Genomic DNA, 21309 nt, shown 5'->3' with positions numbered 1-21309 from the left:
CTTCCTAATAGCAATACAACATATTCAAGATTTCCTCTGTTTAATTGTCCATCTTATATACGTGAATACATCCATACAAATTCTTATAACAAGACCACCAATGATTCCGATTGCAATTGAAATTACTAATGTCTGTCCAAAACTAAAAGTAGTTTTGTATGTTATGTAGAGAACAACGCATACAAGTAAAACATCCGGTAAAGAAAGCAAAAACTTTTTAAGCATTTCTTCAGCTCTCCTATGTCTTATTTATCTCTTCTACTGTAGCTTTGAAATAAGATTTGTTTAAAAACTCCATTTAGACCTTCATTTTACGGAAAAGAATAAGACCCCCTTTTGAAAAGGGACTCTTATGTACATGTTCTATTCCATAATTACTCCTAAAATAGAATAATATTACTAATGATTTGTTGTACATTAACTATTTGCCAGGCAATCGAATGTTGCGCCAACTACCTACATCGCATTGACCGTATGTATTATCACCTACTGCTACCACCGTGCCATCTAATTTAAGACCGACCGTATGCGCACAACCAGCTGCTACCGCTACAATATCGCGCCAATCACTTACATTACATTGACCATACTCATTCCAGCCTACTGCCACCACGGTACCGTCTGATTTAAGTCCGATTGTATGATTCGTACCAGCTGCTATTACCATAATATCTCTCCAGCTGCCTACATCGCATTGACCAAGTTTATTATTACCCACCGCCATCACTTTTCCATCCGTTTTCAAACCAACAGTATGAAGGTAACCTGCGGCCAACTCCACCATTCCACGCCATTCACTTACATTGCATTGGCCATATCGATTATTCCCCACTGCCGTCACTGCGCCGTCCAATTTAAGACCGACTGTATGCCAATCACCCGCCGTGACCGCCACAATATTTCTCCAGCTACTTATATTACATTCTCCTTCTTTATTTCGCCCCACCGCTATTACCGTGCCATCCGGTTTAAGTCCAATGGTACGACGCCATCCCGCCGCAACCGATACAATATTATGCCATTCGTTTACATCACATTGATCATGCTTATTCCACCCCACCGCTTCCACAGTATTATCACTTTTCAGAGCGATTGTATGAGCATTACCCGTGTTCGTCGCCATATGAACATTGCCCGCTGCGACTGCTTCAATATCACACCAACGGCTTACATTGCATTCTCCTTCTTTATTTCGCCCCACTGCCACAACTGTGCCATCCGATTTAAGAGCAACTGTATGACCACGACCTGCCGCTATCGTACCTTTAGGCCACCGTTTCACTTTTAATATCTCTTCGTAATTCATGTTTTACCTCCTTGCATATAAGCAACTGTATCCAAATAGATATTTTTATCTAATTTCATTATAAATGACCCGACTTTTTTTATAAATTTACAGCTATAAAAGAAGCCTATTACTACTTCTTCAAAAAATAAAAACCTCCAGTTTAAATACTAGAGGTTTTTTCTTTATTTCTTCAATCGTTCGATAAAATCGTTCAATTTATCAAGAGATTTCATATTCTGATTACAAGCTACACCATCTTTACAAATATAGTTTCCCTTTTTAACGAAAGTTCCTTGTACATCACCTTTAATTTCAACTAAAAACATCCCTACTTCTTCATGTCCATGACATAATGAACAAATACTCTTTTTATTTAAACTTTGGAACGTTCCTTGCAGACCAACAAACTTATTTTTATCATTTTTCGCTATAATAAATTTCCTGCTTGACCCTTTATCAATCCAGCTTAAATAAGATAATTCTTTCATGTCCAGTTCTTCCATATCAGGAAGTTTTAATTTTTTCGCTTTAGGAAATAATTTTTTTAATGTTTGCGCTGTAACTTCCTGAAATGGAATTACATACGGATTTATTTTCATTAAAAACGATTCTGCATCTTCTCTATTTTGAACTGTTAATACCGTATCAATTAACTCTTTTTGTTCATCCGTTAAACTCTCAAATACATGTATTATCTTTTCAATCGCTAGTGATTTTAACGCTTGAATTACACCTCTATCATTTGCCGTTGCATGCCCGTTTGCTAAAATATAAGCTTGTGACTTTATAAAATTGTATTGATCACTTCTAATAAAAGCTTCCATCTTTATCACTCCATACAAATTGTTGATCTAGTGTTATTGTATACATAGATTCAGCTTTTTGATATGTAAAAGATAACTTAGAAACGAATATTACATACATCAATTATGTTCTACTGCTTCATTTCTTGACAAAAGAAGCCATCATCTGTTTTCCATTCTGCATATAATACATCTTCAAATTTAGTAATCCCTTTTTGCTTTATTTGTTTATAAAGCCATCCTTCATCAAAACCTGCTTCCCTCAAATTATCTTTCACTACTTTCCCATCACTAATTAATGAAATAGGTAAGTAAACAGGCTTATGTTTTAAACTTAAATCATTTATAGTGGGAGATTCATATTTACTTTTTTTCAATACACTTATGTTTCCATTTGGTTCCAAAATCATATACTCAACTTCTCGGATTGAAAATATATCTTTTTGTTGTCTTAGCATTTGTTGTAATTGGTTAATATCCAAATGATTCGATTTTAATTGCTCTCTGTCAATACGTCCATTTCGAATGATAATAGAAGGGTATCCTTCAAAAAACCTTCTTGTCCCCCTAAATTTTTGTGTTATCACTTCTATTGCGTAAATTAACACTGTCCATACAAGTACCGCATATAAAATAGACCATACTCTCACTTCAGGGTCATATATCGTATTTCCGACTAATTCCCCAAGAACAATGGCAGAAATAAAATCAAATGGCGTTAACTGAGATATTTGTGTTTTCCCTAATATTTTAGTCGCAACCAATAGAACAAAAAAACCAACAAACAGTTCTATCGTTATTTGTCCTAAATGATTCATATGTAGTCACCTTTCTGTCATATGAAATATAACATTTTTATTCCTATTCACATTTCTATGCCGTACAATCACGATTCACTTTTACTATTATCATTCCCATTTAAAACCAATATATCCAATATATACAAAGAAAAAAAGAGTCTAGTTCAATTTTATAATTGAACTAGACTCTTTTATTTTCATTTAGAATACACAATCTTTTTAATCGTTTCTCCGGAAAGAAAATGCTCCTCTGCAAGTTGATGAATGGAAACTCCACTTTTAAACGCTTCTTTAATTGTTTTATTTCTTTCATCTAATTGTTTTCTTCCTCCAGATCGTGTACCCCATTTATAATGTTTCGTTTCTTGTTTTGGAATGTAAATTGTTTCACCTTGTATATACTTTTGAATTTCAGTAATTAAACTTTCTGGTAAAACCGTCGCAGCTTTAACGTATTTCATTTCTGCTCGCCCCTTATTTTTTATGGTTCATTTCAATAAGGTGCAAAGCCAAATATAAAAAAATGATACGAGCTCATTTTAGGCGATTGTATATTACTTTTCTACCTCACGCAAAGTATCGCCATTTCCATACTTGGCTTTGCATGAGACGCTGCAGTGTCCGGCAATTGAATTGTAATCGCCATATAAACACCTCCTAATATACCTTTTGCATTTTATTATATGATAAATCCCTTCCCCTTGCATCCACATCCTTTTTAAAGCATGAAATTACTTAGTTTGATATAATACTTTTTAGTCCAATCCAAAAATATAGTGAGGTTACTTTATGAAAAAGAAAATAATCATTACAATCGTTACATTATTCATTATTACTGTAGCATTGTTCGGAACATACAAATTGATGAACGCAAGAAGTTTTCAATTGTTTGGAGATTTAACAAACCGAGTAGAAACAAATGAAAAAGTGATTGCTTTAACTTTTGATGATGGCCCTACGAACAATGTAAAACAAATATTACCGCTACTAGATACATACAATGCAAAAGCTACTTTCTTTTTAATCGGAAATGAACTAGAGAAAAACTTATCGTTAGGAGAAAATATCGTACAATCTGGACACCAAATTGGAAACCATACATACTCTCATAACAGAATGGTTTTTAAAACACCTTCTTTTATTAAAGAAGAAATAGAAAAAACGAATGCATTAATCCGCCAAACAGGATATACAGGCGAAATTGATTTTAGACCACCTAACGGTAAAAAGCTAATTGGTCTGCCCTATTATTTAAATAAAAATAATATCGAAACAATCATATGGGACCTGGAACCTGATACTTTTTATAAATCTGCGTCCGATAAAATTGAATATATTAATAAAAATGTAAAACCAGGTTCTATCATTTTATTACACTCTATGTATGATGGGGCTAATGAAAATTTACAGACCATTCAAGGTATTTTAGACTCTTTATCTAAGAAGGGCTATCAGTTCGTAACAGTAAACGAACTGCAAAAAAGAGCAAAATAAAGTAAAACTTTAATCAGTGGGGGCTTTTACGGGCAGTTGATCCTCCACCTAAATTCTTCACTTTCGCTGAGTTTTGAGGCGGGGGTCTTACTTCCCGTTAATACGGGATAAAAAGGTAGCGTATCATAGAGCGATACGCTACCTTTCTTTTTAAATAATGCCAAGTACATTTAAGAATACGATAATAATCGCAATTGGTGCGATAAAGCGAAGTAAGAATAACCATAATACGAACAGTTTATAGCCTTTATTTTTACTTACACCAAGCTCTTTCATTAATACATCTTTCTTCATTTTTAAAGGAACAAAGATGGAAACTAATAAAACACCAAGTGGCATTAGTACGTTACTCACTGCATAGTCCGCTAAATCAAAGATTGTCTTTCCGAAAATCTTCAGATCACTTAATATACCAAATGATAATGCTGATGGTACTCCAACAATGAAGATTAATAATCCTACAATTAAAGCCATTTTTTCACGTTTCCCTTTACCTTTTGCAGTTAAAGATGCAACGCTAATTTCTAACATTGAAATTGCTGATGTAATAGTAGCAAAGAAGAATAGTAATAAGAAAACGATGAAGAATAATTTTCCGAATGCCATTTTACTGAAAATAGCTGGTAATACGATAAATAATAGCCCCGGTCCTTGAGATGGTTCCATACCAAATGCGAACACTACTGGGAAAATTGCAAGTCCTGCAAGTAATGTAATTACTAATGTTAAAGCTACGATAGAAAATGCTGAACGCGGTAAACTTTCTTCCTTCGGTAAGTATGAACTATATGTTACCATTACTGCTACACCGACCGATAATGAGAAGAATGATTGACCCATCGCATATAAAATAACTTCTGATGTTACATGTGAGAAATCAGGTTGTAAGAAGAAACGAACGCCTTCTCCTGCGCCGTCTAATGTAAGGGCACGAACGATTAATACAAAGAATAAAACGAATAATGCTGGCATGAAATATTTATTTACTTTTTCAACACCATTTTGTACACCTTTACTTACGATGAAAATAGTAATAAAGATGAATAATAGCTGTGATCCAACTGCTAAATACGGATTGGAAATGATTTCACCAAACGTAGCTTCGTATGCCCCATTCCCTTCCCATAGTCTACCTGTAATTGCATTCCATAAGTATAATAAAATCCAGCCTCCTACAACACTGTAGAAAGAAAGTAATATGAAACAAGTTACAATCCCTAATTTCCCTAACCACGGCCATCGTGTTTTTGGTGCAATTTCTCTATACGCATCAACAGCCTCTTTTTGTGTACTTCTTCCGATAACGAATTCAGCTAATAATAGCGGTAAACCAATTAATAATGTGAAACCGATGAAAATAAGGAAGAACGCCCCGCCTCCTCCGATGCCGGCCATATATGGGAATTTCCAAATCGCCCCTAGACCAATTGCTGAACCTGCTGCAGCTAATACGAAACCTAATTTTGATGTCCATTGCTGTGAATTCATTTGTTAATCTCCTCTCTGTCTCTTTTTCTTTGTTTCAGTTCAGTATTTATATTGTTCTATCAATACTCTTTTCTAATACGTTCACTTCCTCCCTAATCATAAAAAAACGCCCCTACGTAAATACGTAGGGACGACAAAAATATCGCGGTACCACCCTAGTTATGAAGATACAACAAAGTTAGGACCTAAATAAAAAACGCCCCTACGCAAATACGTAGGGACGATAAATTATCGCGGTACCACCCTAGTTATGAAGCCACAACAAAGTTAGGACCTAAATAAAAAACGTCCCTACGTAAATACGTAGGGACGATAAATATCGCGGTACCACCCTAGTTGTGAAACAATCTTCACCACTTTATTTGATAACGGTATAAACTACCGTCTTTCATTTCCTCAAAATATGAGATTTATGAAAGATGCTCCAGGACGAACTTCATGAATAATCTATATACTGATTCACACCAACCATCAGCTCTCTGAAATAGGGAGATATTCACTACTATACCCTTTCATTGCCCAAATATTATTTTCCGAATTGATTACTATCATTTTTATCACACATTAAAAATAGTGTCAACTTATATTTTGAATTTTTATGTATTACATTCTATTTAAAAAATGTAAAATATGACTTTTAAATGAATAATATTAGAATATTTATGTTCCATACTATATTAACTTCTCTAACAGGTTTATAGTAGTATACGATAAATGCAAGACAGCACGAGTAGGAGGAAAGAATTTTGTCTACTTCAAAAGTTTTAAAAGGTACTGCTTTATTAAGTGGTGCAACAATGATTTCACGTATATTAGGTTTTATATACTTCTTCCCTTTTCAACTATTAGTCGGAACACAAGGGGTCGCTTTATATGGATATGCATACTCTTGGTACGGTATTTTATTAAGCTTCTCAACAGCTGGTATTCCTATTGCCGTTTCCAAATTTGTTGCAAAGCATAATGCGCTCGGTGATTATAGTACAAGCAAAAAATTATACAACTCTAGTGTAAAATTAATGCTGTTTATGGGCTTTTTAGGATTTTTAATTTTATTTATTGGGGCACCATACATATCACAATTTATTATTCGCTCGAAAACGCCAGATCCACAATTTATCGCCGATGTAACACTTACGATGCGAGCATTAAGTTTCGCACTTATTATCGTACCAGCTATGAGTGTTACACGTGGCTATTTCCAAGGTTTTCAACATATGAAACCAAGTGCCGTTTCTCAAGTCGTAGAACAAATTGCACGCGTTGTTTTCATTTTAGTTGGTAGTTTTATCGTCTCAAAACTATTAGGGGGTTCCGTAGCTTCTTCTGTTGCAGTTGCTACGTTTGGCGCTGTTATCGGAGCGATTGCCAGCGTTTCAATTTTAACGTTGTACTGGAAAAAATATAATAGATTAAAGCCTCCCGAAGGAGAATTAAAGTCAAGGGCATCAAATATTCCATTAAAAAATATTTATATGGAATTACTTCGATATGCAATCCCAATTGTATTTGTCGGTATTGCAATCCCGCTCTATACGTTAGTAGATCAATATACTGTAGCTGATGTCCTTAGAGCGATGGGCGAGCCTTTAGAAACAGCGAATGCAGTGTTCGCTTATATAACGAACTATGCCCAAAAGTTAATTATGATTCCAGCTTCACTTGCAACTGGATTCTCGTTAACGATTATTCCAGCTATAACGAAATCTTATACAAGCGGGAAACTAGAAGAATTACAAGAACAAATTTCAAAGATATTTCAAGTCTTGTTATTCTTCACTATCCCAGCTGCATTCGGTCTTGCTAGCATCGCTCACGATGCATTCCGTATGGTTTATGTAAATCCTGAAATTGCACTTGGTGGATCACAATATTTAATTTCATTTGCACCTTCTGCTATATTAAGTGCGATTTTCACAGTTTCAGCAGCTATTTTACAAGGAATCGATTATCAAAGAAAAACAATGATTGCATTCTCAGCCGGTATTCTCGTTAAAGTTTTAGTAAATACACCGCTCTTACATTTATTTGGCGGACACGGTGCTGTAATGGGAACAATTCTTGGATACCTCGTTTCCAATGTTATTATGTTGTACTGCATCGTTAAGTTTGCGAAATTTAAAATTGGCGAAACAGCAAAAACAGTATTTCTTATTACGATTTATTCCGCAGCAATGTCTGCTGTTGTAATCGCATTAAAAGCAATTTTAAAATGGTTAATTCCTGGACAATCTTATATCGAATCACTGCTTATTGTATGTATTTGTGGCGTCGCAGGAGGACTTGTTTACCTTTTATTCGTATTAACAAGCGGACTTGCTTCACATATTCTCGGTGATAGGATTCAGCGATTACCCGTACTAGGTAAATTAATCAAATAAAAAGAAGGGATGTAACGCATTGTTACATCCCTTCTTTTCTACTTCGCATATTGAATATGTTTTTGTTGTTCAACAATATGTAATTCTGGAGCATGTTGTTCTACTAAATGTAATAGCTCTTCGATTAACACCTCTAACTCCTGTACACTATACTCCGGTTTCCCTATTAACGTATTCTCCATACGCTCATATAAATTTTCAGGCTTAATACTCATTCGTTCCACATTATTCGGCATCCATTTAAATGCAGGATGATGCACATACATTCGGTTTAGACCAAATAAGACCCCAAATATATTTCTTTGCACTTCACAAATAACATCATAAAGCATAAGCCAATCTTTTCGTTTTAAAAGAGCCTCGCGATTATGCCAGCGATTGCTTAACCAAAGATTTTCTGAAATCATCCGTTTCGCTAGGTCTTCTGGATATGATACCACTTTATCTTTTAATTCCTGTACTTTCTCTTCTCCATACAAACTAACACCATCATGAACGGATGAGACAATACATTGTTTTTCATAACTTATATCATATTGATCCACCACACCTAAAATCACTTTCTCTACTGTTTCAGTTAAAAAGTTACTAATCTCTAATTTAATTCCCTCTTTTGTCAAATATGTTTCCGACCATTCTTCTTCCTCGTAAGGATGATATGACAATATTGTTCCACCAATATGATTAATAGGCCCTTTACGATCCTCGTCCTCTGGTGGTGCTGACCATAAAATATGTAATTCTATATCTGAATGTTCATCTTCTAACTTTCTAGCTACTGAACCCGCTAAAATAACAGCTTCAATCTTCGGATTTCTCCTATAAATCTCCGACATTTCTATTGCTTTCTCTTTTAATACCACTTCATTTCCCCCTAAAATTGCAGTACACTCTTACTCTTACTTTTTCATTTATCTACTTCGATATGACGCATTATATTTCCTTTTCACTGTTCCACTAAATCATATTTCTATCCAATAACGCTGAACAATTTCCCCACTATGAGAAGAAACTACTTCATTTTCTAACACACCGCCAACCTTTTGAATCGTTTTAGCCGAAGCAATATTAGTTTTATTGCAAGTTATTAACACTTTCTGCAACCCTAACTTTCGTGCTTCATATAATGCGAGTTTCAATTGTTTTGTCGCGTAACCTTGGCGACGTTTATTCGGATGAACACTATATCCAATATGACCACTTTCCCGCAATAATTCTTCGTTTAATCGTTGTCTAATATTCACAAAACCTATAAGTTCCCCTTTTTCAACACTTAAAAATTGACTAGATGGTACTCGATTACCTAGTAAGTTTTCTCCCAGTTCCTGTTTACTCACTTTTTCAAACCATTCATGGAGAGAATCAAAATTATGTAAAGAACTACTGCCGTGTGGTTGTTCGTCAGCATATAAAAACGCTTCCCGATACTCCATAATTTGTTCACTATGTTCATTTGTTGGTTTTAATAGTTTCATTGTACTTCCCCTCTCTTAACTACCTACAACAAACCCCTTAATAGCGCTATTTCACCATTAAGGGGTTTCTATCATTTTTATTCAAATAATCCCATACTTAAATACCGTTCTCCCGTATCAGGTGCAATACATAAAACTTTTTTACCAGCGCCTAATCGTTTTGCTATCATAATCGCTGCATAAACAGAAGCTCCAGAAGATGGTCCAACTAATAACCCCTCTTGTCTTGCTAAGTTTCTCATTGTCGTTAAAGCCTCTTCGTCTGCAATTTGAATAATTTCGTTATACACTTCTGTATTTAAATTTTTCGGGATAAACCCTGGACTTGTTCCTACTAGTTTATGAGGACCTGGAACACCGCCTGATAAAACGGGAGATCCTTTCGGTTCTACTACTGCAATATATAAGTTTGGTAGTTTCTCTTTTAACGTTTCCCCAGTACCTGTAATAGTTCCACCAGTTCCTGCCGTTGCTACGAATGCATCAAGCTCGCCATCCATTTGTTCATAAATTTCAAGTGCAGTCGTATAACGATGAATATTCGGGTTTGCTGGATTTTCAAATTGTTGCGGAATAAAACTATTTGGTATTTGCTTTTGCAGTTCTAACGCCTTCGCAATTGCTCCTGGCATTCTTTGTTCTGCCGGTGTTAAAACTACTTCTGCTCCGTATGCTTTCAATAAATTTATACGCTCTTTTGACATATTGTCTGGCATAATTAAAATCGCTTTATACCCTTTCGCAGCTGCATTCATTGCTAAGCCTATTCCTGTATTTCCGCTTGTCGGTTCAATAATTGTATCTCCTGGTTTGATGAGACCATGCTCTTCTGCAACGTGCAGTAAATTATAGGCAGCGCGGTCCTTCACACTGCGTGATGGATTAAACATTTCTAGTTTCACATACACATCTGCTGCGTCTTCTGGAATAAATTTAGATAATCGGACGACAGGTGTATCTCCTATTAATTCTGTAACATTTTCACATAATTTCATAGTGCATCCCCTATTCTATCGTTTTCTTATCATTTGGTAATAACCAAGAAGTAAGTCCAATTAATGGCAGACAACTACATAGTAACATAATGAATTGTAGACTATATATGTCAGCCAATTTCCCAAGTACTACAGATCCTAAAGCTCCTAGTCCAAACGCAAGCCCTACAATTAATCCAGATACCATCCCTACTTTTCCAGGAACAAGCTCTTGCGCATAAACAACAATTACACTAAAACTACTTGAACTAATAAAACCGATACATAAAAATAGCGGTACAACCCACACTAGCGAAACGTGAGGTAATAAAAGGGCGAGTGGTGCCGAACCTAGCATTGAAAATACAATAATTGTTTTCTTTCCAAATCGATCTGCTAACGGTCCACCAAAGAAAGTTCCTAATACACCGGCAATCATAAATGCGAATACGAAATACTGGGCATTTTTTATAGATAAACCGTAATGCTCAATTAAGTAAAATTGATAAAAATTCCCGATACCAGCACCGTACCAAGAACGTACAAAGGTAAGAAAAACAAGAAGTAGAATAACAAATTTAATATGTGTACTTACAATCGCATTTTCCGCCTCAAGCGCAGCCCTCTTTTTTCTTCTCACAGCGCCAGTTGCTAATTCATTCCTATACCAATTTGATACGAAAATTAATAATACAATTCCTACCGCTGCAAATGCTGTAAAACCTAAAGAACCAATTTGGCCGAGCGGAACGAAAATTAACGCTGTAAAAATAGGAGCTAGGGAATTCCCTGTATTTCCTCCCACTTGATAAATCGCTTGCGCTAAACCCCGTTTTGCACCAGCTGCCATATAAGCAACACGAGCACCTTCTGGATGAAAGACTGCGGAACCTAATCCGATAAATAAAACAGAAATAATAACAATAATAAAGTTCGGTGCAAACCCAAGTCCAATCATCCCAAGCATACTCGAAAACATACCGAGTGGTAATAAAAATGGTGACGGCTTCTTATCCGAATACATACCAAAAAACGGCTGCATAATCGATGACGTCATATTTAATGCAAACGCAATCCACCCTACTTGCATATAGGATAAATTCATCGTTTTTTCCAAAATAGGAAACAATGCCGGCACAACTGCTTGCATCGAGTCATTTAAAAAATGACCGAAACTAATTGCAAATAGTATTCGATATATCGTCGGTGTTTCAACAGTGTTTTTTTGCGAAACTGCCTGCATACGTGTATTTCTCCTTCCTGTACAATATATATATTTATTACAGCAAGTGTAATAAAGTAAAACTTTAACCTCAATAAATTCTGACTTTTGAAACATTTATATTCTATACTGGTTTCATTTCTTTTTCCAGAAATATCACTTATAGAAATAATATATTTTTTCTATAAGTTTTATCGGATTTATTTATAGAAATTTTCTATATTTTCTTTTATACTAGGACAGAGATGAAGGAAGGGATGACAACTATGAAGAAAAAATCTAAAGGAATCGTTGCACTCTCAATCACATTATCTATACTTTTAACAGCATGTGGTCAAAAACAAGAGGCAACAACTACCGGAGAAAAGAAAAAAGAATCTTCAAAACAAGTATTAAACATTGTAGAAGCTGGGGAAATTTCTACACTTGATTCATCTATCGCAACTGATGGGTTTTCTTACGCTGCATTAAACAACGTAATGGAAGGATTATATATGCCTGGTCCTGACAATAAACCTGTTCCTGCAGCAGCTGAATCATACAAACTGAGCGAAGATGGAAAAACATATACATTTACATTACACGACTCCAAATGGTCAAATGGTGATCCAGTGACTGCTCATGATTTTGAATATGCATGGAAACGTGCCATAAATCCAGAAACTGCTTCTGAATACGCACATATTATGTTCGATATTAAAAATGCAGAAAAAATAAATAAAAAAGAATTACCAATTGATTCATTTGGTGTAAAAGCGATTGATAATAAAACGCTTGAAGTACAGTTAGAACACCCTGTTCCATACTTTTTAGGGTTAATGGGATTTGCAACATTTTATCCTCAAAACCAAAAAGTTGTAGTAGCACAAGGGAAAAATTACGGACTTGAAGCTGCAAATGTAGTTTATAACGGGCCGTTCCAATTAAGTGAATGGAAACATGATACAAGTTATAAAATGACAAAAAACCCGAACTACTGGGATAATAAAAATGTGAAGTTAAATGAAATTAATGTAAATATCGTAAAAGATACTTCCACAGCCGTTAATTTATTTGAAAGCAAACAAGTAGACCGAATTACGATTAATTCAGAGTTTGTTGATAAATATCAAAAAGATCCGAGCTTAAAGAAAATGGAACGTCCTTCTATGACGTTTTTCCGATTTAGCCAAAAGAATCCTTTATTAGCAAACAAAAATGCTCGAAAAGCTATTTCGCTCGCTTTTGATAAACAAGGAATCGCAACAACGATTTTAAATAATGGTTCTATACCTGCGAATGCATTCGTTCCGAAAGGATTCGTAAAAGGACCTGATAACAAAGATTTTCGCAGTACAAGTAATGTAAAAGTAGAAACAAATGTGAAAGAAGCTAAAACACTATGGGAAACGGCGAAAAAAGAAACAAATTTACAAAACGCTTCTCTTTCAATCATAACAACTGATGAGTCTAACGATAAAAAAATTAGCGAGTTTTTAAAAGGTGAATTGGAGAAAAACTTACCTGGATTAAAAATCACATTACAGCCACTTCCAGTAAAAGCATTTTTAGATCGTGAAGGAAATGGTGATTTTGAAATTTCACTTTCTACATGGGGACCAGATTATCCTGATCCTACAACATTTTTAAATATGTTCGTCACAGATGGACCATTTAATAAAATGAGCTATTCAAACAAACAATACGACGAATTAATTGAGAAAACGAGCTCTACTTTAGCAACTGATTTACCAGCACGTTGGAAAGCGTTCCAAGATGCTGAGAAAATATTACTGGAAGATGATGCAGCTATCGCTCCAATCTTCCAATCAGGACTTGTATATTTAGAACGTCCAACAGTAAAAGATGTTGTTATTCGTCCATTTGCAGGAATTTATTCTTATAAGTGGGCTTCTATTACAGAATAAGAAAAAGGCGATCCTAACATATATTAGGATCGCCTTTTTTATTAAATCGCAAAACGCTTATACTTTTCGTAATCACTCGTCTTACATTCTACTTCTAGTTTCGTACCTTCGTTTTCATAACTTGTAGATAAAACGTGCGCATGATTATTGAAATAAGAAACTACCTGTCCTTGATCATACGGAATTAACATTTCACACTTCGTATACTCTTTATAAATGTGTGAACGAATCATTTCGACAAGCTCTTCTATCCCAACATGTTTCTTCGCTGATAAATAAACCCGGTCTTCTTGTACTTTCGGAATTTCAACGTCTACCATATCTGATTTATTATAAGCATAAATGGTTGGAATATTTTCTACTCCAATTTTCTTTAACGTTTCATTTGTAATATCAATTAATTGTTCGTAATTTGGATTTGCGTAATCTACAACGTGAATAAGTAGGTCTGCTTCAGCTACCTCTTCCAATGTTGAACGGAAAGCTTTTACAAGGTGATGCGGTAATTTGCTTACAAATCCAACTGTATCTGTTAATAAGAATGATTTGTTATCTGGCAAATCAATATTTCGTACAGATGTTTCTAACGTCGCGAATAACATATCTTTTTCAAATACTTGTTTTTCTTCAGTACCATTGTAAATTTCAAGCATTGCATTCATCGTCGTTGACTTTCCGGCGTTCGTATAGCCTACTAATGCTACAACTGGTACTTCATTTTTCTTACGTTGCTTTCGCTGCGTTTGACGCTGGGCAACAAGTGCTTCTAGATCTTTATTTAAAACTGAAATTTGTTCTTCAATTTTACGACGATCTAACTCTAATTTCTTCTCACCGACACCTTTATTTTTCGTACCAACTCCGCCGCTCTGTCTTCCTAACGATTCACGAAGACCGATTAAACGAGGCATCATATACTGAAGGTGCGCTACCTCTACTTGCAACTGTGCTTCTTTCGTTTTCGCACGTTGCGCAAAAATATCTAAAATTAATATGGTACGGTCAATTACTTTACAATCTAAATCCGCTTCTAAATTTCGAATTTGTGAAGGAGATAATTCGTCGTTAAAGATTACCATATTCGCATCTACTTCATTTACATACGCTGCTACTTCTTCAATCTTTCCTTTTCCAATATAATGGGAAGGATTTACTCGTTGTAAATTTTGCGTCACTTGCCCAATTACCTCTACATCACAAGCTTCTGCAAGGTTTGTTAGCTCTTCCATTGAATATGCAAAATCATCTTCATTACCTAAATTCACTCCAACTAAAACTGCTCTTTGTAATAATTCTTCCATATATTTATTCCTCCATTTCGATTACGTAAAATAAAAAACACAGGTTACTGCCTGTGTTTTCGTAAACGGATAAGGGTTCACCAAAGAAATAGAAGAAAGTTATACTTTCATCCTATCTCATAGTCAAAAAGTCCCATGATCATATAACGCATCCACAATAAGTGTTCACCTATACGATCTCATTCTATTTATAAAGGCAAAACAAAAAGAGGGCGTATTCGTCCCTCCCTCTTTTTCACATATAAGCTTAATAAAGGGTTCCTTTAAAATAGGCAGACCAATCCCGTTCACTCTGTACACAGACAGAGCCTTTGAGCGCTATTCAATTATTGGCACAAAGTATTGAGACGTAATCTGATTAAGATCAAAGGAAGCCCCTCCGTTCATTTTAAGTTACATAAAGTGTAGCATAAGTAATTCGCTTTCACAAGATTAAACCACCTATAGAAACAGAAAGAAAATCTTTGTATTTTTACTTTAATCGTCATTTTTTGCGCATTCTTCTTACAATAAAAATCACAAGAGCTACTATCAGTAACAGACCTATAGAAAGAGTAACAACTTGCCACCAACTTAAATCACTCACCATTTCTCCTTTCAAATCCACTTTCTTCGTCGGAACAGACTCTTTTGCAATTTGACTTAAAGCCACTTTGTCCGCCCCTGCCTCATCTAATCTCTTCGTTCTACTGCAACTATGTGTGTATAATTGTTTGTCTGATCCTCTTTGAGAAGAATATACTAAGTACTCTCCTCCCTCTACAAAGTGAAACACACAATCACCACCATTTGTATATACAATAATTTGCGAAGATGTTGTCCCTTTCCAAATTCCCTTCACTTCAAATAATACTTCAATTCCACCCCCTTCTTTCCTTCCAACCTCAATTACCTTCCCCTCAAACACTACATCGTTTTTTTGAAATGCATCTTTTGCTGATACGTTAACACAATCACAAGCATGAGATTTCTCTGGAAAAATAATAAGAATAAAGCTATAAATAATGACAACAGAAACCATGTATAAAATCCTTTTCAAGGAGCTCAACTCCCCCCATTATCAATTTTTGAAACTTCTCGTATATTATTTTTACAACACTCACCAAATTCCTTCATAGTAAGTTAAGCATTATCGTTTCAATACAACAAAAGTCTTTATTGACATTTTTATAACCTGATATTAGTATCCGGTTATAAAAATAAAAGTTAGGAGATGTTCCCATGCATTCTAAATCCCGTATTACTACAATTGGTACTCATGTTCCAAATCAAATATTATCTAATAATGATTTAGAAAAAATGATCGATACGATTGATGAATGGATTGTACAAAGAACAGGAATAAAGGAAAGAAGGATTACTAGCGAAGGCGAATACTCCTCACACTTAGCCATTAACGCAATTGAAAATTTATGTACAACATTTAAAAAGAACTTAGAAGATATCAACTGTATCATCGTCGCTACAACAACTGCTGACTATGTTTTTCCTAGTGTCGCATGTCAAATACAACAACACTTCAACATCCCCCATACACTAGCTTTTGATTTAAATGCAACTTGCGCCGGTTTCACATATGGACTACACGTAGCTAATAGCTTAATCACTTCTGGATCACATGAAAAAGTACCTGTCGTAGCGACAGAGACATTATCAAAAGTTACCGATTACACCGATAGAACGACCTGTATTTTATTCGGTGATGGTGCTGGAGCTATTTTATTAGAAAGAGATGAAAACAAACCAAGCTTTATCGCTGCTCATATGGGAACAAATGGTGCTGGTGGCATTCATCTATACAGAACAAACTTATCTACTACTATGAATGGTACACCACTACAAACAAATGAAAAAATCGTTCAGAATGGGAGAGAAGTATATAAATGGGCAACACGTACGGTACCAGCAGGTATAAAAGAACTATTACATACCGCCAATATGCAAATAGATGATATAGACTGGTTCATACCACACAGTGTTAACTTACGAATGATTGAATCTATTTGTGAGAAAACAGAAATTCCAATTCAAAATACTTTAACGAGTGTAAAATACATGGGGAATACATCTTCAGCTTCTATTCCACTCGCTCTAGATTTAGCTAGAAAAGAAGGGAAATTAAATAACGGAGACACACTTTTACTATACGGGTTTGGTGGTGGTCTTACTCATTTAGGGCTTATTGTGGAGTGGGATTTAAACTAACATTTTTCTTTTATACAACTAACTACAAAAAAGCAGCATTCAAAGATTGATTACCTCCCTTTGAACGCTGCTTCTACTATCTTAATTTTATTTACCTGTCCGAGTCCATATCACAACAGGAATAAGCATGAAAGCTAAAACTCCTCCAGCTAATGACAATGCCGCATAACTTGAATTTGCCACTACCATTCCTGACATCGCTCCACCTGAAGCTCCAGCTAGCGCAATAAACACATCTATTTTCCCTTGTGTTTTTGCACGTGTGGAAGGTATAGTTGCATCAACAATTTGAGCCGTACCACTGATTAAACCGAGGTTCCATCCTAATCCAAGTAAAGACAAAGCAAGAATTAATAGTATTAAAGAATCACTTGGCGCTATCGCCGCTATGACACCTGCTGCTAGTAAAATCACTCCACCAGCTATACTCATCGTAGTTCTGCCAATTTTATCAATTAACATTCCCGTAACGAGAGACGGAAGATACATTGCACCTACATGAAAACCAATTACAAGACCTACTGCACTTAAAGCATGACCGTGGTGTCCCATATGAACTGGCGTCATCGTCATAATCGCAACCATCACGATTTGCGTAAGTATCATTACGATAGCTCCAACTGTAATACCTCGTTTATTTTCTGTTGCTTCTTCTATTACTGGTTGCCCTTTATATGTATGCTCTTGTTTATATGTTTCTATCATATTAGCAATAAGTAACGGATCTGGACGAAGCATAACAAATAGAATAAGACCAGCTAGTATAAATGCTGCTGCCGATAATATGAACGGACCAGCAAGTTCAGGAATTCCAATTGAATGAGCAAACCTTCCCATTACACCTACTAAATTTGGACCTGCGACTGCACCAAAGGTCGTCATTACCATCGTAATACTAATAGCAGTTGCTCTTTGCTTCTTATTCGCTAAATCGGTTCCAGCATAACGTGCTTGTAAATTCGTAGCTGTGCCCGCGCCATATATAAGTAAAGAAACTAGTAAAAGAATAATACTATTTGTTAAAGCTGCCACCACAACTCCAATAGCCCCTATTCCACCTACTATAAAACCTCCTGCAAGCCCTATGCGACGACCATGTTTTTGTGATAACTTCCCAACAAAGAAAGCCGCTACCGCAGATCCCATTGTAAACATAGCAGCTGGTAACCCTGCATATGCATCTGTCCCAAGCATTTGCTGCGCAAGAAGTGCACCTACTGTAATTCCGGCAGCTAACCCTGCTCCACCGAACATTTGTGAAATACTTACGATTAGTAATGTTCTTTTGTATAATTTTTGTTGTTCTTCTTCTGTATATATATGATTACTTATTGAAGCATCTGCTGTATCTATCATTTCCTCACCCTCTCTATAAAACTAATCCCCCTTGTTAATGTACTATAGAACAGCAAAATCCCCAATTTATAACTCTTAAATTTATTCATATTTTATTGCTCCTCCACTTCAAATAATAATCCCCTAAGTTTTAACACTACTCTTCTGTATTATTAAAGTTAAATAATATAATAAAAAAACTACATAACATATGATTTTATATAGATACCGTAGTAAATTTATTGTTTCCAAACAATGATTAAAGTGCGATTTATTATAAATAACACTGCAAGAATAATAGCAAAGGTTATTTGATCAACAGTATATAGAGCAACAGAGCTAACTCCAAACAATATGATTTCTAACATAAACCTATATGGTTCTGTCAATTTTAATGATGCTTTAGGTGCAATGAACCGCCCCCATATTATCGCAAAAAGTAGTGGTGAACCAATACCAAAAACATATTTCCCATATACATCCCCAAAAAATTGAAAGCCCCAATAACATAGTGATGCAAGAGCAAATAATTCTATAAAAAATCTTGTCACCAGATTTATATGTTTTATAGACATATTATAAAGCCCCCCTTGAAAACTTATGTAGAATCCTATAAAAATAATATTATGCATCCTATATTTGAACTTGATACGTACCTATTCATTGTATGTAAAAATACTTATTCATACTATTCAGTTCATCTTTGATTTTGGCTGATAATGAATGAGAGTAAATACTTAAATGATAGTGACACATATGCCTATAAGCACAAAGGGAAGAACTTCGCCATTCACGTTTCGTCCATGGAGTTCTTTCCTTTGTTAATAACCAACTTTCAATAATTAGGGTGAAATTCATATTTAGCCTATTTCCCTTACAATCCCCCTACTATCCTTTTTTCCCTTCTTTTACTCAAAGCCTTTCCTTCCCAAAATAACAAACTTACTAAAGCAAAAACTAAGATAATCGGCACACTTGCTTTATATAAATCTGTAAAACTCATTGCCATCTGATTTTGAGCATAGTGATTCACATCATCCGAAAATGCGAGTACTTCTTTCTTTATACTTTCCTCTTGTTTTTCAACTTCTTTTGTCACTTGATTCATAACTTCTTCTCTTTTTACATCTCTATATTCTACTGGAATTTCTCTTAATACTTCATCCACTTTTTGGTGAATTAATGCATCTTTTTTCTCTTTATTTAACCCTACAAATGTTTCATTTTGATGTTTTTCTACATTTGTTTCTATACTTTGGTTCTCTATTTTTCCTTTTGTTATTTCTAATATCTCAGCCTGCTGGGCACTACTCACATGAATATTATGCAATTTTTCTTCTGCATAACGATATACATTCTCTTTATTTACAGCTAAATTGTGCGTTAAGTTAGATACAAATATTGCAACTGCTAATACAATTCCTACTTGCCGCAACATCGAGACAACACTTTGAGAAGCGGTTAATAATTCCCCTTCAAACGAAGAAGCACTTAAAACTGTAATTGGACCTACTACTAAACCATACCCAACACCTAATATCATACATGGAATAATAATTTCAATATTCGTTGAATTAACATCAATCATTTGCAACCAATAATAAGAGAAACCCATAACAAGAAAGCCTGACAAAATAATAGTTACTTTTCCGAGTTTTTTAATTAAAGTTGCTGCAACTGGTGAGACAAAAAATATCATTGCTGAAATAGGTGTCACTAAAAAAGCTGCTTCAATTTCCGTTCGGCCTTGTATTTTCGTCAAGAACGTCGGAAGCAATACAGTAACTCCAATTAAAAATAAATTACTTAATATGACAACGATAGACGCTCCGACAAACATTCGATCTTGAAATAACTTTAAATTCACCATTGGATTATGAATCTTTCGTTCTACTAAAACAAATAGAATAAGAGAAATAGTGCTAATTGCATAACAAGACAAAGCAATATTACTTTGCCATCCCCATGTATTGCCTTTTACTAATATGAGAGTAAAAGAAAAAATTGCTGTGCTACTTAATAGTAGTCCTACCCAATCTATTTTTGAGATAATACGTTCTTCATTTTTTATTTGCAGCATAATACAGCATAAAATGATTCCAAGAATACAAATAGGAACATTTATGAAGAACACCCATCTCCAACCGAAATTTTGTGTAATAATTCCACCTATTACTGGTCCCATTGCAGCTGATAGTCCTTGTGTTACCCCTAAAATTGCAAGTGCAACATGTCTCTTTGCTAATGGCATTGCTGAAACGCCGATTACCATACTTGTCGGAAATAAAATTGCTGCACCAATACTTTGTATAAAACGAGAAAAGATGAGAAAATCGCCCGTATTAGCAAAAGCACAAAGCACTGATCCACCACCAAAAATTATCAAACCAAGAATATACATCTTTGCTTTCCCAAAAATATCAGCTATCCGTCCTAGTGGAATGGCTAGTACTGCAATCGTCATCGTATAAACATTTAATATCCAAGACATCTTTTCTAATGAAGTATTTACACTCGTTTGTATGGCCGGTAAAGCTATATTCATAATTGTCGTATCAATCATACAAAGAAATATACCTAAGCACATTAAAAAGACAATCTTAATACCCTTTGATTGCTCCATGTTCATCTACCCC

19 protein-coding genes and 1 other annotated feature are annotated in these 21309 nt (G+C 35.0%); of the genes, 4 read left to right on the top strand and 15 right to left on the bottom strand.

Annotation, left to right across the window (positions count from 1 at the left end):
- Nucleotides 1-24 precede the first annotated feature (24 nt).
- The 5 genes from ILS93_RS17285 to ILS93_RS17265 all read right to left on the bottom strand — a co-directional run bounded on the left by ILS93_RS17285 (nt 25) and on the right by ILS93_RS17265 (nt 3352).
- A complete protein-coding gene (locus ILS93_RS17285) occupies nt 25-225 on the bottom strand; it encodes a hypothetical protein (RefSeq protein ID WP_222660982.1) in 201 nt (66 codons plus the stop codon).
- A gap of 196 nt (nt 226-421) precedes the next feature.
- The gene (locus ILS93_RS17280) at nt 422-1306 is read right to left on the bottom strand and encodes an RCC1 domain-containing protein (protein ID WP_064476440.1); all 885 of its coding nucleotides are present in this window, start codon (nt 1304-1306) and stop codon (nt 422-424) included.
- A 164-nt stretch (nt 1307-1470) separates the two neighbouring features.
- The gene (locus ILS93_RS17275; RefSeq protein WP_222660980.1) at nt 1471-2112 is read right to left on the bottom strand and encodes a FusB/FusC family EF-G-binding protein; all 642 of its coding nucleotides are present in this window, start codon (nt 2110-2112) and stop codon (nt 1471-1473) included.
- 110 nt (nt 2113-2222) lie between these two features.
- The gene (locus tag ILS93_RS17270) at nt 2223-2909 is read right to left on the bottom strand and encodes a DUF421 domain-containing protein (protein ID WP_064476441.1); all 687 of its coding nucleotides are present in this window, start codon (nt 2907-2909) and stop codon (nt 2223-2225) included.
- Nucleotides 2910-3088: 179 nt separating this feature from the next.
- Entirely contained in the window at nt 3089-3352 is a 264-nt protein-coding gene (locus ILS93_RS17265; RefSeq protein WP_064476442.1) for a CD3324 family protein, read from the bottom strand.
- 328 nt (nt 3353-3680) lie between these two features.
- On the opposite strand from ILS93_RS17265, the gene ILS93_RS17260 reads away from it, so the two are divergent.
- A complete protein-coding gene (locus ILS93_RS17260; RefSeq protein ID WP_222660978.1) occupies nt 3681-4385 on the top strand; it encodes a polysaccharide deacetylase family protein in 705 nt (234 codons plus the stop codon).
- A 150-nt stretch (nt 4386-4535) separates the two neighbouring features.
- Here ILS93_RS17260 and ILS93_RS17255 read toward each other — a convergent pair whose 3' ends face one another.
- Complete coding sequence (locus ILS93_RS17255; protein WP_222660976.1) at nt 4536-5873, bottom strand: sodium-dependent transporter; 1338 nt, start codon at nt 5871-5873, stop codon at nt 4536-4538.
- 302 nt (nt 5874-6175) lie between these two features.
- Nucleotides 6176-6398, bottom strand: a binding site (T-box leader).
- A gap of 221 nt (nt 6399-6619) precedes the next feature.
- Here ILS93_RS17255 and ILS93_RS17250 point away from each other — a divergent pair.
- Nucleotides 6620-8254, top strand: coding sequence for a putative polysaccharide biosynthesis protein (locus ILS93_RS17250; RefSeq protein ID WP_064476445.1), 1635 nt, complete (start codon nt 6620-6622; stop codon nt 8252-8254).
- A 38-nt stretch (nt 8255-8292) separates the two neighbouring features.
- On the opposite strand, the gene ILS93_RS17245 is transcribed toward ILS93_RS17250, so the two are convergent.
- From ILS93_RS17245 to ILS93_RS17230, 4 genes are all read right to left on the bottom strand, one after another.
- Nucleotides 8293-9117: a DUF4037 domain-containing protein gene (locus ILS93_RS17245; RefSeq protein WP_064476446.1), complete on the bottom strand. Its 825-nt coding sequence runs from the start codon at nt 9115-9117 to the stop codon at nt 8293-8295.
- A gap of 99 nt (nt 9118-9216) precedes the next feature.
- Complete coding sequence (locus ILS93_RS17240; RefSeq protein ID WP_222660974.1) at nt 9217-9729, bottom strand: GNAT family N-acetyltransferase; 513 nt, start codon at nt 9727-9729, stop codon at nt 9217-9219.
- A gap of 77 nt (nt 9730-9806) precedes the next feature.
- Nucleotides 9807-10724 carry a cysteine synthase A gene (cysK, locus tag ILS93_RS17235; protein WP_064476447.1) on the bottom strand — a complete coding sequence of 306 codons (918 nt, stop codon included), beginning with the start codon at nt 10722-10724 and terminating at the stop codon, nt 9807-9809.
- Between the two features lie 10 nt (nt 10725-10734).
- Nucleotides 10735-11946 (bottom strand): MFS transporter, encoded by a 1212-nt coding sequence (locus ILS93_RS17230; RefSeq protein WP_064476448.1) that lies wholly within the window; start codon nt 11944-11946, stop codon nt 10735-10737.
- A gap of 245 nt (nt 11947-12191) precedes the next feature.
- Between ILS93_RS17230 and ILS93_RS17225 the strand changes: the two genes are divergently transcribed.
- A complete protein-coding gene (locus tag ILS93_RS17225; RefSeq protein WP_064476449.1) occupies nt 12192-13832 on the top strand; it encodes a peptide ABC transporter substrate-binding protein in 1641 nt (546 codons plus the stop codon).
- 41 nt (nt 13833-13873) lie between these two features.
- On the opposite strand, the gene hflX is transcribed toward ILS93_RS17225, so the two are convergent.
- Both hflX and ILS93_RS17215 read right to left on the bottom strand, forming a co-directional pair.
- Nucleotides 13874-15133, bottom strand: coding sequence for a GTPase HflX (gene hflX, locus ILS93_RS17220; RefSeq protein WP_061673188.1), 1260 nt, complete (start codon nt 15131-15133; stop codon nt 13874-13876).
- Between the two features lie 484 nt (nt 15134-15617).
- Entirely contained in the window at nt 15618-16172 is a 555-nt protein-coding gene (locus ILS93_RS17215; RefSeq protein WP_064476450.1) for a hypothetical protein, read from the bottom strand.
- A gap of 182 nt (nt 16173-16354) precedes the next feature.
- Here ILS93_RS17215 and ILS93_RS17210 point away from each other — a divergent pair, with 182 nt between their 5' ends.
- Complete coding sequence (locus ILS93_RS17210) at nt 16355-17338, top strand: ketoacyl-ACP synthase III (RefSeq protein WP_098103293.1); 984 nt, start codon at nt 16355-16357, stop codon at nt 17336-17338.
- Between the two features lie 87 nt (nt 17339-17425).
- Here ILS93_RS17210 and ILS93_RS17205 read toward each other — a convergent pair whose 3' ends face one another.
- From ILS93_RS17205 to ILS93_RS17195, 3 genes are all read right to left on the bottom strand, one after another.
- Entirely contained in the window at nt 17426-18694 is a 1269-nt protein-coding gene (locus tag ILS93_RS17205; RefSeq protein ID WP_064476452.1) for an MFS transporter, read from the bottom strand.
- Between the two features lie 218 nt (nt 18695-18912).
- Nucleotides 18913-19248, bottom strand: a complete 336-nt coding sequence (locus tag ILS93_RS17200) for a YrdB family protein (RefSeq protein WP_064476453.1) — start codon at nt 19246-19248, stop codon at nt 18913-18915.
- A 299-nt stretch (nt 19249-19547) separates the two neighbouring features.
- Entirely contained in the window at nt 19548-21296 is a 1749-nt protein-coding gene (locus tag ILS93_RS17195) for an MFS transporter (protein ID WP_098103672.1), read from the bottom strand.
- Nucleotides 21297-21309: the final 13 nt, after the last annotated feature.

This window comes from Bacillus sp. 16GRE42 (genome assembly GCF_019837435.1).
Lineage (GTDB): Bacteria > Bacillota > Bacilli > Bacillales > Bacillaceae_G > Bacillus_A > Bacillus_A wiedmannii.
Note: the sequence above shows the minus strand (reverse complement) of the source record. Positions and strands in the feature narration are given on the sequence as shown.

Bases quoted from the DNA above. Each gene is read 5' to 3' on its own strand.
- ILS93_RS17285 (WP_222660982.1), bottom strand. From the start codon at position 225: ATGCTTAAAAAGTTTTTGCTTTCTTTACCGGATGTTTTACTTGTATGC.
- ILS93_RS17280 (WP_064476440.1), bottom strand. From the start codon at position 1,306: ATGAATTACGAAGAGATATTAAAAGTGAAACGGTGGCCTAAAGGTACG.
- ILS93_RS17275 (WP_222660980.1), bottom strand. From the start codon at position 2,112: ATGGAAGCTTTTATTAGAAGTGATCAATACAATTTTATAAAGTCACAA.
- ILS93_RS17270 (WP_064476441.1), bottom strand. From the start codon at position 2,909: ATGAATCATTTAGGACAAATAACGATAGAACTGTTTGTTGGTTTTTTT.
- ILS93_RS17265 (WP_064476442.1), bottom strand. From the start codon at position 3,352: ATGAAATACGTTAAAGCTGCGACGGTTTTACCAGAAAGTTTAATTACT.
- ILS93_RS17260 (WP_222660978.1), top strand. From the start codon at position 3,681: ATGAAAAAGAAAATAATCATTACAATCGTTACATTATTCATTATTACT.
- ILS93_RS17255 (WP_222660976.1), bottom strand. From the start codon at position 5,873: ATGAATTCACAGCAATGGACATCAAAATTAGGTTTCGTATTAGCTGCA.
- ILS93_RS17240 (WP_222660974.1), bottom strand. From the start codon at position 9,729: ATGAAACTATTAAAACCAACAAATGAACATAGTGAACAAATTATGGAG.
- cysK (WP_064476447.1), bottom strand. From the start codon at position 10,724: ATGAAATTATGTGAAAATGTTACAGAATTAATAGGAGATACACCTGTC.
- ILS93_RS17230 (WP_064476448.1), bottom strand. From the start codon at position 11,946: ATGCAGGCAGTTTCGCAAAAAAACACTGTTGAAACACCGACGATATAT.
- ILS93_RS17225 (WP_064476449.1), top strand. From the start codon at position 12,192: ATGAAGAAAAAATCTAAAGGAATCGTTGCACTCTCAATCACATTATCT.
- hflX (WP_061673188.1), bottom strand. From the start codon at position 15,133: ATGGAAGAATTATTACAAAGAGCAGTTTTAGTTGGAGTGAATTTAGGT.
- ILS93_RS17210 (WP_098103293.1), top strand. From the start codon at position 16,355: ATGCATTCTAAATCCCGTATTACTACAATTGGTACTCATGTTCCAAAT.
- ILS93_RS17205 (WP_064476452.1), bottom strand. From the start codon at position 18,694: ATGATAGATACAGCAGATGCTTCAATAAGTAATCATATATATACAGAA.
- ILS93_RS17200 (WP_064476453.1), bottom strand. From the start codon at position 19,248: ATGTCTATAAAACATATAAATCTGGTGACAAGATTTTTTATAGAATTA.
- ILS93_RS17195 (WP_098103672.1), bottom strand. From the start codon at position 21,296: ATGGAGCAATCAAAGGGTATTAAGATTGTCTTTTTAATGTGCTTAGGT.